The 15,742-nt window shown below is 36.4% G+C and carries 10 protein-coding genes, 1 other RNA gene and 1 other annotated feature; of the genes, 10 read left to right on the top strand and 1 reads right to left on the bottom strand.

The annotated features are described in order from the left end of the window. The first annotated feature begins 42 nt into the window (after positions 1-42). The 5 genes from secDF to dtd all read left to right on the top strand — a co-directional run bounded on the left by secDF (position 43) and on the right by dtd (position 8,173). Positions 43-2,310, top strand: coding sequence for a protein translocase subunit SecDF (secDF, locus tag HF990_RS07930; protein ID WP_016838389.1), 2,268 nt, complete (start codon positions 43-45; stop codon positions 2,308-2,310). A gap of 139 nt (positions 2,311-2,449) precedes the next feature. Further along, on the top strand, positions 2,450-4,774 hold the full coding sequence (gene recJ / locus HF990_RS07925; RefSeq protein WP_016838388.1) for a single-stranded-DNA-specific exonuclease RecJ: 2,325 nt from the start codon (positions 2,450-2,452) through the stop codon (positions 4,772-4,774). A gap of 13 nt (positions 4,775-4,787) precedes the next feature. Next, positions 4,788-5,300 carry an adenine phosphoribosyltransferase gene (locus tag HF990_RS07920; protein WP_016838387.1) on the top strand — a complete coding sequence of 171 codons (513 nt, stop codon included), beginning with the start codon at positions 4,788-4,790 and terminating at the stop codon, positions 5,298-5,300. A gap of 214 nt (positions 5,301-5,514) precedes the next feature. Next, on the top strand, positions 5,515-7,710 hold the full coding sequence (locus tag HF990_RS07915; protein ID WP_016838386.1) for a RelA/SpoT family protein: 2,196 nt from the start codon (positions 5,515-5,517) through the stop codon (positions 7,708-7,710). A gap of 22 nt (positions 7,711-7,732) precedes the next feature. Next, positions 7,733-8,173 (top strand): D-aminoacyl-tRNA deacylase, encoded by a 441-nt coding sequence (dtd, locus tag HF990_RS07910; protein ID WP_016838385.1) that lies wholly within the window; start codon positions 7,733-7,735, stop codon positions 8,171-8,173. A 48-nt stretch (positions 8,174-8,221) separates the two neighbouring features. Here dtd and HF990_RS07905 read toward each other — a convergent pair whose 3' ends face one another. Then, positions 8,222-9,757, bottom strand: coding sequence for an SH3 domain-containing protein (locus HF990_RS07905; RefSeq protein WP_168412380.1), 1,536 nt, complete (start codon positions 9,755-9,757; stop codon positions 8,222-8,224). A 145-nt stretch (positions 9,758-9,902) separates the two neighbouring features. Next, positions 9,903-10,127: a binding site (T-box leader), on the top strand. Between the two features lie 58 nt (positions 10,128-10,185). Between HF990_RS07905 and hisS the strand changes: the two genes are divergently transcribed. The 5 genes from hisS to HF990_RS07880 all read left to right on the top strand — a co-directional run bounded on the left by hisS (position 10,186) and on the right by HF990_RS07880 (position 15,491). Continuing rightward, entirely contained in the window at positions 10,186-11,463 is a 1,278-nt protein-coding gene (gene hisS, locus HF990_RS07900; protein ID WP_168412379.1) for a histidine--tRNA ligase, read from the top strand. Positions 11,464-11,487: 24 nt separating this feature from the next. Next, positions 11,488-13,257 (top strand): aspartate--tRNA ligase, encoded by a 1,770-nt coding sequence (gene aspS, locus HF990_RS07895; protein WP_168412378.1) that lies wholly within the window; start codon positions 11,488-11,490, stop codon positions 13,255-13,257. Positions 13,258-13,596: 339 nt separating this feature from the next. Beyond that, a non-coding RNA gene (gene ssrS, locus HF990_RS07890) (6S RNA) lies at positions 13,597-13,803 on the top strand. 137 nt (positions 13,804-13,940) lie between these two features. Beyond that, positions 13,941-14,702 carry a tRNA threonylcarbamoyladenosine dehydratase gene (locus HF990_RS07885; protein ID WP_168412377.1) on the top strand — a complete coding sequence of 254 codons (762 nt, stop codon included), beginning with the start codon at positions 13,941-13,943 and terminating at the stop codon, positions 14,700-14,702. A 267-nt stretch (positions 14,703-14,969) separates the two neighbouring features. After that, on the top strand, positions 14,970-15,491 hold the full coding sequence (locus HF990_RS07880) for a hypothetical protein (RefSeq protein ID WP_016838380.1): 522 nt from the start codon (positions 14,970-14,972) through the stop codon (positions 15,489-15,491). Positions 15,492-15,742: the final 251 nt, after the last annotated feature.

Below are 15,742 nucleotides of genomic sequence, written 5' to 3'. Positions count from 1 at the left end.
TATGTACAAGCTATTGTACATTGCATCAAGGAGGATTTATCAATGAATTCAAAAAGCCGGATCGTTTCCTTTGTACTGGCTGTAATCGTACTTTTTGGTGCGATGGGCTTCACAGTAAAAGGAGTATTAAAAGATGTAAAACTTGGACTTGACTTACAAGGCGGATTTGAAGTTTTGTATGAAGTTGAACCCTTAAAAGAAGGGCAAAAAATTACTCAAAGTATCGTAGCAGATACGACGACCGCTTTATCAAAGCGTATCGATGCTTTCGGTGTCAGCGAGCCGAGTATTCAGGTTGAAGGTGAGAATCGGATTCGTGTTCAGCTTGCTGGAATAGACGATCAATCATCTGCTCGGGAAATGTTATCAAGTACGGCGAATTTAACATTTCGTGATGTAAACGATAATTTACTGTTAGACGGTTCTGATTTGAAAGAAGGCGGTGCTGCGGCTTCCTTCGACCAACAAAATCGACCAATCGTTACATTGACGTTAAAAGATGCACAAAAATTTGCAGACATTACATCGAAAATTTCTCAAATGCCACCAGGTCAGAACTTACTTGTTATTTGGATGGATTTTGTTGAAGGAGAAGACTCATATAAAGAAGAAGCAACAAAGCCTGATCCGAAATTTATTTCAGCAGCGTCTGTAAAAGAAACTTTAAATACAACAGACGTTATGATTTCAGGGAATTTTACTGTTGAGGAAACGAAAAATTTGGCAAGTATGTTAAATGCGGGGGCACTTCCTGTAAAATTAACAGAAATTTATGCAACATCAGTGGGCGCTCAGTTTGGGGAACAAGCTTTAAATAGCACTGTATTCGCTAGTATTGTTGGTGTTCTATTAATTTTCATCTTTATGTTGTTTTACTATCGATTACCTGGTTTTATTTCGATTATCACGTTAACGGTATTTGCCTATTTAGTACTGCTTATTCAAAATTTAATTGGTGCAGTATTAACGTTGCCAGGTATTGCAGCTCTTGTACTTGGTATTGGTATGGCTGTGGACGCGAATATTTTAACAGCAGAGCGTATTCGAGAAGAAATACGTGTTGGTAAATCACCAAAAGAAGCATTCCAAATGGGATCTAAACTATCACTAAGCGCGATTATAGATGCACAATTAACAACATTACTAGCTGCGGTTGTACTTTTCTACTTTGGTACAAGCTCAGTTAAAGGTTTTGCGACAACGTTAATTATTTCCATTTTATTAAGTTTCTTAACATCAGTATGGTTATCACGTGTATTACTTGGATTACTCATTAAGAGTGGCAAATTCGATAATCCATTCTTCTATGGTGTTCGAAAATCAAAAATTCATGACGCTTCAGAAGGTGTAGAAACATTAGATTTAACAACAAACTTCGATCGCATTGATTTCGTTCATAACCGCAAAAAGTTTTATGCTATTTCAATGATTATTTTGTTGATCGGGGTTGTAATGCTTGGAATCTTTAAATTAAACTTAGGCATTGACTTCTCAAGTGGTACGCGAGTTGAAATACTTTCAAATGAGCCGACGACCCAAGAAGAAATGGCCGATTATTTAGAGAAAATCGGATTCCCAGCAGATGAATTAGTCATAAGTGGTGAAAATAAAGATACTGCTGTTGCCACTTATAAAAAAGATTTCACGCAACAAGAAACGTTAGATTTAAAATCAGCAGTGATGGAAGACTACGGTCATGAACCAAATGTAAGTACAGTTTCTCCAACAGTTGGTCGTGAACTCGTTAAAAATGCGATTTACGCTCTAAGTTTTGCCGCTCTTGGTATTGTCATTTATGTGGCATTCCGTTTCGAATGGAGAATGGGTGTAGGTGCAATTGTTTCACTATTACACGATGTATTCTTCATGGTGGCAATTTTCAGCGTATTGCGCTTAGAAGTGGACATAACTTTCATTGCAGCAATTTTAACCATTGTCGGTTATTCCATAAACGATACGATTGTTACCTTCGACCGTATTCGTGAAAATATCGACCATAAAGGCGAAATCAAATCGAAAGAAGAACTTGCCGAAATCATCAATAAATCCCTCCGTCAAACGATGGGACGTTCCGTAAATACAGTATTGACGGTAATCGTAGTTGTTGTTGCACTCTTAATTTTTGGTGCGCCAGCAATTCGAAATTTCTCAATCGCTTTACTCATTGGATTAGTAACGGGAATGTATTCCTCCATTTGTATTGCAGCACAACTATGGTATACACTAAAAGTGCGCGAAATGAGCAAAAAAGGTACGACAGTGAAGAAAAAAGAGAAGAAGCAATGGGGTTCAGACGAGCCAGTAGTTTAATAATCTATTTCAGATACTCTCTAGTTTAGGGAGTATCTTTTATTTATTATTGGAAGATAAACTTTACTAGATTAATATAAGTTTTTTATCCAATACTTATGAAATTTAGGTATAATGGACTTCGTGAGGATGTGAGGTAATGATACAATCATCAAAAAAATGGAAGATCCAAATTCCCGATGAAATGTTTGTTCAACAATTACAAAACAATTTACATATTTCTAGTTTGACTGCAAAAATATTAGCATCAAGAGTGAAGACACTAGATGAAGCTAGAAATATTATACATATGAAAGATGACCAACTACATAATCCTTATTTGTTAACGGGGATGAAAGAAGCGGTAGAACGAATTGAATTAGCATTACATCGAGGGGAAAAGATATTAATCTATGGAGATTATGATGCAGATGGTATTACGAGTACGTCCGTCATATTGCATACATTGCTTGATTTAGGAGCAGATGTAGATTTTGAGATTCCGAATCGCTTCACACATGGATATGGGCCAAACGAAGAATTGTTCAGATTGGCACATGAGAAAGGAATCCAACTGATTATTACTGTCGATAATGGAATTAGCGGCATCGAACCGATACGCATAGCAAAAGAGCTTGGTATGGATGTGATTGTTACAGATCACCATGAACCGGGGGAAGAGCTGCCGCCTGCAGACGTCATTATTCATCCGAGGGTACCAGAAGGGAAATATCCTTTTGGTGAATTGGCAGGGGTAGGCGTAGCTTTTAAGCTTGCCCACGCATTATATGGAGAGGTGCCTGAGCATTTGTTTGAATACGTTGCACTTGGCACAATCGCAGATCTTGTCCCCTTAACTGGAGAGAATCGATACATTGTTCGTAAAGGGTTAGAGAAATTGAGAAAGTCAAATCACCCATGGGTTCAAGCTTTATGTGAAGCATCAGGAGTAAAGCAGCATGAAATCGATGAAGAAATTATCGGTTTTTATTTTGGTCCTCGATTAAATGCTATAGGACGCCTAGGTGATGCAAAACCCGGTGTAGAGTTTTTAATGAGTGAAGATTTAGCAAGTGCCACAATGGGGGCTAAATTGCTAAATGAAAAAAATAATGAGAGAAAAGAGTATGTCAATTCGATTACTGAAGAAGCAATAGAAATGATTGAAAATAATTCGGATATTAGCAATTCTTTAGTGCTTGTCGTGGCAAAAGAAGGATGGAATCCGGGGGTAATTGGAATTGTTGCTTCCCGTTTAGTAGAGAAATATTATAAACCGACAATCGTGTTATCGATCGATTCAGAATTGGGATTAGCAAAAGGTTCAGGACGCAGCATCGAAGGATTTCATTTATACAATGAACTAGCAAAAAATCGGGATATTCTTCCGCATTTTGGCGGCCATCCAATGGCTGCGGGTATGACGCTTTCAGCTGAACATATCGATGAATTGAGAGCACGACTTCATCAACAAGCAACAACATGTTTATCCGATGAATTATTAACGCCGACATTATACATTGATGTTCCTATCGATTTAAGTGAAGTAACGGTAGAAGCTATTGAAGAATTACAGAAGTTGAAACCATTTGGTGTTGGATTTGAAAAGCCGATTTTTGTTATACAACAAGTTTCGATTCGTTCAATGCGCAAAATCGGTGCAAATGAGAACCATATAAAAATGGAATTGGAAGATGCATATGGAATTCTTGATGCAGTTGGTTTTAACAAAGGTTATTTATTCAATGAAATTTCCTATGGAGTGAAATTATCCATTGTTGGTGATTTGCAAATCAATGAATGGCAAGGTAGAAAAAAACCGCAATTTTTACTTTCGGATGTTCAGACACTTGAGTGGCAGTTATTTGATTATCGGGGAAAAGTGAATGTCAATCATTGGGTGGGAAACATTCCTATTGAAGAATCATCCTTTATTGCTTTTCGTGAGGAAACAATTCAATATTTTCAAGCAGTCATACCATCCATTCAATTAGTTGAAGATGAAATTGACAATTCTCTTTCACCGTTTATTGTATTATTGGATTTACCAAAACGTATTCATACAATGGAAAAGCTAATTGAAATTGCAAAACCGCAACGTATTTATGCGGTATTTTACACACCGAATTCCCAATATTTTAATGGCATGCCAACACGAAAGCATTTTGCTCAATACTATACATTTCTAAAAAATCGCCCATTCTTTAACTTAAACGAACATATTCATCAACTATCCAAACATTTTGGTTTAAATGTGGATACAATAAAGTTTATGACAAAGGTGTTTTTTGAGCTCGGTTTTGTTACAATAGAAAATGGTTTGCTTTCCGTCAATGAATTTGCAAGTAAACGTTCTTTAACTGAAGCTACCACATATCAATTGCGACAACAGCAAATCGAATTGGAACAAAAATTTTTATACTCAACTTATTCAGAGTTAAAACAATGGTTTGATAATCGAATGAAGGAATTATCTTATTCCTAAGGAGGAAAATGGAATGGATTTAAGGGAACATATTGCAATTGTACAAAACTTTCCAAAAGAAGGAATTAGTTTTAAAGATATTACGCCGTTAATGGATAACGGTGAAGCATTTAAATATGCGGTTGATCAAATTGTTGAATTTGCAAAAGAAGTGGGAGCAGATATTATCGTTGGGCCAGAAGCACGTGGATTTATTATCGGATGTCCTGTTGCGTATGCATTAGGAATTGGATTCGCTCCGGTGCGTAAACCAGGAAAATTGCCGAGAGAAGTAGTTAGTGTTGAATATGCATTAGAATATGGTACGAATGTACTTGCTATGCATAAAGATGCAATTTCCCCAGGACAAAAAGTGTTAATTATTGACGACTTACTAGCAACAGGTGGTACGGTGGATGCTACAATTCAATTAGTTGAAAAACTTGGTGGTACCGTTGCTGGTTGTGCATTCATTATTGAACTAACAGAATTAAATGGCCGCGAAAAAATTGGAAATTACCCGATCAAAACATTGCTTCAATATTGATTTCCCAAAAAGAATTCGCACTTTGAATAACTGTGCGAATTCTTTTACTTTAATAAGCGAAAATTTTTTTAATAAAATATTTTTTCATCTGACAACGGTATATTATTTTGTTAGATAAACGCAATATGATAAGACTTGGCTTTACATTTTATTTATACTTTTTTACAATTAGTTTTATATATAAAACAGAAAAATTTTTGAAGGTGGACAAATCATGGCGAAGGAGCAAATTTTGACGCCCGAAGATGTATTTTCGAAAGTAAAAACTTATATGAATGATGAGCACGTCGAATTTGTGAAAAAAGCTTATGAAGTGGCAAAAGAAGCACATAAAGAACAAACCCGAAAGTCAGGGGAACCATATATTATTCACCCAATTCAAGTTGCTGGAATTTTAGCGGACCTTCAAATGGATCCACAAACAGTAGCTGCAGGATTTCTTCACGATGTAGTGGAAGATACCTCTGTTACTCGGGAAGATTTAGTAGCCGAGTTTGGTGAAGAAGTAGCTTTGCTTGTAGATGGTGTTACAAAACTAGGAAAAATTAAGTATTTATCGAAGGAAGAGCAACAAGCGGAAAATCATCGAAAAATGTTTGTTGCGATGGCACAGGACATTCGTGTGATTTTAATTAAACTTGCCGACCGCCTTCACAATATGCGTACGTTAAAACACTTATCTACAGAAAAGCAACGTCGAATTGCGAAAGAAACGTTAGAAATTTTCGCTCCCCTTGCCCATCGCCTAGGAATTTCTAAGGTGAAATGGGAATTGGAAGATACGGCTCTTCGCTACTTAAATCCTCAACAATACTATCGAATTGTAAGTTTAATGAAAAGAAAGCGTACGGAACGGGAAGCGTATTTAGAAAATGTAATGGACGAAATTCGCTCTCAATTAAATCAAGTTGAAATTGATGCAGAAATCTACGGTCGTCCAAAGCATATATATAGTATTTATCGGAAAATGGTTTTACAAAATAAAGAGTTTAATGAGATTTATGATTTATTGGCTGTACGCATCATTGTAGATAGCATCAAAGATTGTTATGCGGTACTAGGAATCGTACATACACTTTGGAAACCAATGCCTGGTCGCTTTAAAGATTATATCGCTATGCCGAAACAAAACTTGTATCAATCCCTTCATACAACAGTCATCGGCCCTTATGGCGACCCATTGGAAGTGCAAATTCGTACGAAGGAAATGCACAAAATTGCAGAATACGGGATTGCTGCACACTGGGCATATAAAGAAGGCAAATCACTGAATCCAAGTAAGGAAAGCATCGATCAAAAATTAACTTGGTTCCGCGAAATTTTAGAATTCCAAAACGAATCTTCCAACGCAGAAGAGTTTATGGAATCGCTGAAGCTAGATTTATTCTCCGATATGGTTTATGTGTTTACACCAAAAGGAGACGTTATTGAATTACCTGCAGGAAGTGTTCCAATTGATTTTGCTTATCGAGTGCACACTGAGGTCGGAAATCGAACAATTGGTGCCAAAGTGAATGGGAAAATGGTACCGCTTGATACACCACTAAAAACAGGGGATATTGTTGAAATTTTAACTTCTAAACAATCTTTTGGGCCAAGTAGAGACTGGTTAAAAATTGCTCAAAGTTCTCAAGCGAGAAATAAAATTAAACAATTCTTCAAAAAGCACTTGCGTGAAGAAAATGTTCTCAAAGGAAAAGATTTAATTGAAAAAGAAATAAAAGCACAAGAATTTGATGTAAAAGAAGTGCTTTCAGAAGAAAATATTCAACGGGTTTTGAACAAGTTAAATTTCACAAATGAAGAAGATTTATATGCAGCAGTAGGTGTAGGAGGAATTACACCTCAACAAGTGGTGAACCGCCTCGCTGAGAAAAAGCGGAGAGAGAGAGAGCAAGAAGAAGCTCTTGAAAAAATTCAAAAAGAAATGCAAAACCCGAAACAAAAGAAACAGAATGGTGAATTAGGTGTTATTGTAAAAGGCATCGATAATTTGTTAATTCGACTTTCTCGTTGCTGTACGCCAGTTCCTGGAGATGAGATTGTTGGATTTATTACAAAGGGTAGAGGTGTATCTGTTCATCGTATAGACTGTCCTAATGTTCAAACAGGTGGGGAAGATCGCCTAATTGAAGTGGAATGGGAGCATAGTGAAGCACAAGGGAAGAAAGAATATCCTGTTGATATTGAAATATCTGCATTTGATCGCCCAGGAATATTAAACGATGTTATGCATGCGGTTACAGAGACGAAAGTGAATATTTTAGCTGTTTCTGGTCGTGCTGCTCATGATAAAATTGCAACGCTTCATTTAACAATAGCTATTACAAATATTTCTGTATTACACAAAGTTGTAGAGAAAATTAAACAAATGCCAGATATTTATTCCGTACAGCGGGTTATTAATTAGTTGGTTTGAGGTGTGTTTGTCGATGAGAGTGGTCTTGCAACGTAGTAAAGAAGCAAAAGTAACAGTTGATGGAAAAGTAACGGGAAAAATTGACAAAGGATATGTTTTATTAGTTGGTATAACACATACAGACACGATAGAAGATGTGAGATATTTAGCAAAAAAAGTAGCAGAGATTCGCCTCTATGAAGATGAAGAGGGAAAAATGAATCACTCAATTAAAGAGCATGGCGGAGATATTTTATCTGTTTCTCAATTTACGTTATATGCAGATACGAAGAAAGGGAGAAGACCAAGCTTTGTAGAAGCAGCTCGACCTGAGCAAGCAGAGCCTTTATGGAATGCCTTTAATGATGCCTTACGTGAACAAGGTTTAAAAGTTGAAACAGGCATTTTTGGAGCCATGATGGATGTATCCCTTGTGAATGATGGTCCAGTTACAATTATTTTAGAATCGAAATAAAATAAATTGGCTTTCTAGAAAGATTGAACTTTCCAGAAAGCCAATTTTTTATTTTAGCTGTGCATCAAAATATTGGAGTACTCCTTCATAAATGCCCATTGTTGCTTGTTCACGGAAGAGGTCAGTATTAATCACTTTTTCCTCACTTGGATTACTTAAATAACCTAATTCTACTAATATCGCATTTTGTTTATTTTCTCGTAATACTAAATAGTTCCCTTGTTGCACGCCACGATCCCGCAATTTGATCTGATCTGATAATCCATCATGAACAAATTGTGCAAGTGACTCTTGATAAGAGTGGAAATAATATGTGGTAAAACCTGAGATTGTCCGATCTTCAGTTGCGTCATAGTGGATGCTTATAAATGCATCCGCAGCAAGTTGGTGGGCGAGTGATACACGCTTATGTAGACCCACATACACATCAGATTCCCTTGTTAAGTAGACTTCTGCTCCTGCTTGCTGCAATTTAGATTTTAACAGTTCCGCCGTTTTTAATGTAATTTCTTTTTCAATTGTGTTCCTTAGACCAGCAGTTCCCTGGTCATTTCCTCCATGACCGGGGTCAAGCACAATGGTTACGCCATTAAGAGTGCCTTTCTTTCGATTATCTTTCTTATCTTGTTTTACGGATTGTTCGTTTGTCGAAACTACCCAACTTGCTACATAACCTGTTGCATCTTCAGAAAGTTGAATTTTATACCAATCATGTTCCTTCTTAATGATTTTAAATTGTTCTCCAGCTTGGACGTTCATGATTACGTCCGATGAAGTTGTGGGTTCTTTTCGAATATTTGTCCCATTGTAGATAATTGTAATGGTTTGTTCTTCTTTTTCTTCCTCTATCGAAGAATTGTCGAATGTACCGTAAAAGCTATAAATCCAACCTTTCTTTCCATTAAAATCGATTTGAATCCAATGGTGGTCTCGAGCTAGAATTGCGAATTGTTCTCCTTTTTTCGCAATGCCTAATTTTTTCGATTTTAAGTTTGGTTTTTGTCTTACGATTACAGCATCGACAACGATTGTAAAATGATTTGATTCTTTTACTTCAGCCGATTCGGTTTTTTCACTCACCGTGTTATTTAATTCATCGATAGTACCTTCATTCATCGTGATAAATTCGGATGAAACCCATCCCGTCAATTGTTGATGCTGGATTTGAACCCACTCATTCCTTTCATTTAATACCACCACTTGCTCTCCAGTATGTAACTGACCTAGTACAGGAGCAGAAAGTGACGGCTCCAAACGAATATTTAAATGATTAACTTGGGCGATAGCATATTTTTCGACGTTATTTATTTGTTCTGATTGAGTTAGCCAGGATGCGACCCATCCTTTTTTCTCATTAACCTCTACATATAACCAATCACCTTGACGATCCAATACCTTCAATCTTTTGTTTTTTTCAAGGGTATCGATAATATCGAACGACAAACCAGGTCCTTCTCTCAAATGCAATTTCTCCGCAAAAACAATGCGAGATTCTTCATTGTTGGCTAATACGAAGCCTGAAAAATATGTAGTTATACAAGAAATGAGTATTACTATACAAAGAATAAGTATATTGCGCTTCATAAACATCCAACTTTCAAATAACAAATAATGTGAAAATCTCTTTATTTATTGTAAAATGTTATCCATGTATAAATCTATACTTTTTTGAAAATAGTTGACAACTTTTCGTTGCACAATTATGATTAAAATTAATGTGAAAATGTGTCGATAGCCTTTGAACAAGAGAGTAGCATTTACTGTATGTTCAGAGAGGGAAAGACTTTGGCTGCAATCTTTCCTACAGAAGGTATTTGCGAAGAACACTTGGGAGGCTTTTTCCTGAAATTTAAGTAGGGAAAAACGGAAACGGCCGTTATCCGTTATGAGGTGGGTGTGTTCATACACATCAACTAGGGTGGAACCGCGGAAGTGATATGCTTTCGTCCCTTGTTATAAGGGATGAGAGCATTTTTTTGTTCCAAAATTTGTTTATAGAAAGGAGATAGGAAATGGCTTTTAAAGTACCTAGAGGCACACAGGATATTTTGCCTGAAAACACACCTAAATGGCAAAAAATTGAATCCATTTTACGAGAATTAGCTCGCGTTTATCGATATAAAGAAATTCGCACACCTATTTTTGAACATACGGAGTTATTTCAACGAAGTGTAGGGGACACAACGGATATTGTTCAGAAGGAAATGTACACATTTGAAGACCGTGGTGGCCGTTCATTAACGTTGCGTCCAGAAGGAACTGCTTCAACGGTTCGTGCCTATGTCGAACATAAGATGTATGGAGCACCTGATCAACCAATTAAACTATCCTACATGGGTCCAATGTTCCGCTATGAGCGTCAACAAGCTGGAAGATACCGTCAATTCGTTCAGTTTGGTGTTGAAGCGATTGGTAGTGCTGACCCTGCTATCGATGCAGAAGTCATTGCTTTTGCAATGGACATTTACCAAACAGTAGGTTTAAAAGATTTAAAATTAATGATTAATTCTTTAGGAGATAAAGAAACGAGAGATACCCACAGAACAGCACTAATCAATCATTTCAAACCGCACATTCATGAGTTTTGTGATGATTGTAAAAATCGTTTGGAAAAAAATCCACTACGCATTTTAGACTGTAAATTAGACCGCGAGCACCCGCTCATGCAAACAGCTCCTAAATTAACGGATTACTTAACACCGACATCAAGAGAATATTTTGAACAAGTGAAGAAATATTTGGAAGTTCTAGGAATTGAATATGAAGTAGATCCAAATCTTGTTCGAGGTTTAGATTATTATACTCACACAGCCTTTGAAATAATGAGCACTGCAGAAGGCTTTGGAGCAATTACAACTCTTTGCGGTGGTGGAAGATATAATGGGCTAGTAGAAGAAATTGGCGGCCCAGATGTTCCAGGTATTGGATTTGCCTTATCGATTGAAAGATTGCTCCTTGCTTTAGAAGCAGAAGGGGTTGAATTAGAGTTAGATGACGCGCTTGATGTTTATGTCATTGCCCTTGGTGATGAAGCTAAATTAAAAGCTGTGGAATTAATTAGCTCTTTCCGTTTAAAAGGCATTTCTGCAGATATGGATTATTTGATGCGTAAAATGAAGGCTCAGATGAAATCTGCTGACCGTCTTCAAGCGAAATTTGTCGTGATTATCGGCGAAACGGAGCTTGAACAGGGAGTTGTAGTTGTGAAACAAATGGAAACAGGAAACCAAGAAAAAGTAGAAATTAATGAAATCGTAAATTATCTGAAACAACAGCTTTCTATAGATTAGATTAAAAAATTGGAGGAATAGAAAATGGCTCAAAGAACACATCATTGTGGAGAATTAAGAGAAGAACATCATGGACAACAAGTCGTTTTAAAAGGTTGGGTACAACGTCGTAGAGATTTAGGAAGTTTAATTTTCGTAGATGTTCGTGACCGCACTGGTATTGTACAAGTTGTATTTGGTGATGAAGCGCCACAAGCCCGCGAAATTGCAGATAAAATTCGAAGCGAATTTGTAGTCGAAGTAGAAGGAAAAGTTGTACTTCGTGATCCAAGCCAAGTAAATCCAAACATCGAAACTGGTAAAATAGAAGTTGTCGCAACGGATATTAAAATTATTAATACATCTAAAACACCTCCTTTTGCCATTGAGGATTATGTCGACATCAATGAAGATGTACGTTTAAAATACCGTTACTTAGATTTAAGACGTCCTGTTATGTATAACACATTTAAATTACGCTCCGATGTAACGCGTACAATCCGTAACTTCTTGCAAAATGACGGTTTCTTGGAAGTGGAAACGCCAATTTTAACAAAATCTACTCCAGAAGGTGCACGAGACTATTTAGTCCCATCTCGCGTGCATGAAGGAGAATTCTATGCATTGCCGCAATCACCACAATTATTCAAACAATTATTGATGGTGGCAGGATTCGAAAAATACTTCCAAATCGCTCGCTGCTTCCGTGACGAAGATTTGCGTGCTGACCGTCAACCAGAATTTACTCAAGTGGATATTGAAACATCTTTCATGTCCATGGATGAAATTATCGATATGACAGAACGCATGTTAGCTGCTGTCATGAAAGAAGTAAAAGGAATTGAAGTGCAAACTCCATTCCCACGCATCTCTTACCAAGAAGCGATGGATCGTTTTGGTTCCGATAAACCAGATGTTCGCTTTGGCTTAGAATTAATCAACCTTACGGACATTGTAAAAGATAGCAACTTCAAAGTATTTACGAGCGCGGTTGAAAAAGGCGGCGTTGTAAAAGCAATCAATGTTAAAGGGGCAAACGACAAGTTTACTCGTAAAGATATTGATGCATTGACAGAATTTGTGGCGATCTACGGTGCGAAAGGATTAGCTTGGATTAAAGTGACGGAAGAAGGTTTCACTGGTCCTATCGCGAAATTCTTTGAAGGTCAAATTGTAGAAGATATCAAAAATGCGACTGGTGCTGAACCTGGAGACTTATTATTGTTCGGAGCAGATGATGCTTCTATTGTTGCCGCTTCTCTTGGTGCATTGCGCAATAAACTAGGAAAAGAGTTAGGCTTAATCGATGAATCACAATTTGCTTTCCTTTGGGTTACAGATTGGCCATTACTTGAGTGGGACGAAGATGAAAAACGCTATACTGCTGCTCACCATCCGTTCACTCGTCCATTTGATGAGGATATTGAATTAATGGATACAAATCCAGATCAAGTTCGAGCACAAGCTTATGATATCGTGTTAAACGGTTATGAATTAGGCGGCGGTTCATTACGTATTTATGAGAGAGATTTACAAGAAAAAATGTTCAAACTTCTTGGATTTACAGAGGAACAAGCAAAAGAACAATTCGGTTTCTTACTTGAAGCGTTCGAATACGGTGTGCCGCCTCATGGTGGAATTGCGATGGGATTAGACCGTTTAGTGATGATTTTAGCAGGTCGCAACAACTTGAGAGATACGATTGCATTCCCTAAAACTGCTACTGCAAGTTGCTTGCTGACTGATGCGCCAAGCGAAGTTTCACCAAAACAACTAGAAGAATTACATTTAAAAGTGAATGTATTTAATAAATAAGCATAGAAAAGGGGCCGTCTGAAAAGTCATTTTTAGACGGCTACTTTGTTACTGTCTTCCACGCTAAGTTACAGATAAATTATGATGAGAATAGTGAAACTTGTTTTGACTATCTCAGGAACAAAGATTTATAAAAAACCATGATTATGAAGAGTGAGGGGTTCTGGAAAGATTTCGACTTTCTAGGCCCTTTCATATTAAAAATATAAATGGATTTGATTTTTCTTTTGTTTTTTGCACGCAAAAAATCAAATTCTAATTAAAATAAACAAAAAATTAACACAATTTAATCTATATTCATTGAAATTTACTTCAACTAATGTTATGATAATACCAACACGAATCCTGAAGTGTTTGTGAATGCCATATTAACAGTTTTGACCGAACAACAATAAAAAGGGAGCTCAATATTTTGACTTGGCAAACATGCCCCATCAGAACGCCAAAAGTATAGGGGACGTTTAAAAAGTCAGTGAGGGCACCCACCTGCGAGATAGCGGGTTCAAAACGGTGTTAATGACGCACTACGGCATCTTCGGGATTCGTCACGCTTCAAACTCCTCCATTTTGATGGAGGAGTTTTTGTTTGTTATTAATACTTTGGAAATATAAACGTATACACTTCTAACCAACACTTATGATATAATTCCGATGTGAAAAATTCGAATGAAAGGCAGAAAGGTATGTTACATCAATTTTCTAGAAACGAACTTGCGATAGGAAAAGAAGGATTAGATAAATTAAAAAATACAACCGTTGCAATTTTAGGGATTGGAGGAGTTGGCTCTTTTGCTGCGGAAGCATGTGCACGAAGTGGTGTAGGGCGAATTATTTTAGTAGACAAAGATGTGGTAGATATCACAAATGTTAATCGCCAATTGGTTGCGTATTTATCAACGATTGGAAGACCAAAAGCAGAAGTTATGAAAGAACGAATTGCAGATATTAATCCAGAATGTGAAGTTATTCATTTACACATGTTTTATAACGAAGAAACGTATGAAAAACTATTTGAATATGATATTGATTATGTCATTGATGCCTCAGATACAATCATGTATAAAATTCATTTAATGAAAGAATGTTTAAAGCGAAATATCCAGATTATTTCCAGTATGGGTGCTGCAAATAAAATGGATCCAACAAGATTCCGCATTGCAGATATTTCAAAAACTCATACAGATCCAATGGCAAAAGTTATTCGTACGAAATTAAGAAAAGAAGGTATAAAAAAAGGCATAACGGTAGTCTTTTCAGATGAATCACCAATTGTCGTAAGACCGGATGTTGTTGAAGAAGTAGGGAATCCCGATGCGTCCATCCGAAAAGCTAAAATGCCCCCATCATCAAACGCTTTTTGTCCATCCGTTTGTGGGCTTATTTGTGCAAGCTGGGTAATCAACTCTGTATTAAAAGACATACCAATTAAGCGTGTAAAACAATAATTATCTAATTAGAATGAATAATGAAATAATTTTTCTAATAAAATAATGAGTGTGTGTAATCATAATGAAGAGACAATAGAAAATGGTAGCTTTTAAATTCTATCGAATCGTACTTTTTTATAAATACCCCCATATTCGGAAATTGCTATTAATGAAGCTAAAAAAACAGATTTAATACATTTTTTTCACGTTTTATTATTTCATTCAAAATAATAAGGATTTTATTGATATAGTAAAACTTAATACGAGCATACAAGGGGGTATTTTATGCCAAAAATTCAAATAAGAAATGACATATTGAATTTAGTCCAGCTTCAAGAAGAATTGGATGGGATTCTCTTCGATTATATTGATACTTCGCAAAAATGGGATTTGGCTTTTGAAGAGTTAAAACAGTTATTGGATGAATCGGTTACTTACTTCAAAAAATATGTGCAAAGAAAAGATGGAAGATTGCCGGAAAGCGATATGTATTGGTCTTTATTTATTGATATAGTAAGCAAAATTATATACTTCAAAACAATTGCATATATGAACCTTGTAAAGGAAATGACTGAGGAACAAAAAGAGCAAATAAAAAAATCTTTTCATGATGCAGCAAATTGTTTACCGGATGTTCAAGGACGCAATTTAGAATTTTTACAAGAGTTGAGCGAAACATATAATCAATTATTTCATGAAGAAGATGAATTTGAACGCTATTACCTTGATAAAAATAATGGTTTAAAAGACTGCATTCGTTTTTTCAATGAATTTTGCAATCAATATGGAAAGAATATCCTAAATTAATAAACATGGCTACCACTTGATGCTTTTTTTTGGAAAGTTAGGGAAACGGTAAAAATCGAACAACTTTACGTTTAAAACCAGGAAATAAGAAAAAGAGCGAATGAAAAATTTTATTCATTCGCTCTTTTTAGTGCGCCTGGCATGGGTGTAATCTATAGGGTGTAAGTCCCGAACTGTGAAGGCAGAAGTAACAGTTAGCTTAACGCAAGGGTGTCCGTGGTGACGCGGAATCTGAAGGAAGCGAGCGGCAA

This window comes from Ureibacillus thermosphaericus (assembly GCF_012396605.1).
GTDB classification, from domain to species: Bacteria; Bacillota; Bacilli; order Bacillales_A; family Planococcaceae; genus Ureibacillus; species Ureibacillus thermosphaericus.
This window is presented reverse-complemented; position numbering and strand designations above follow the sequence as displayed.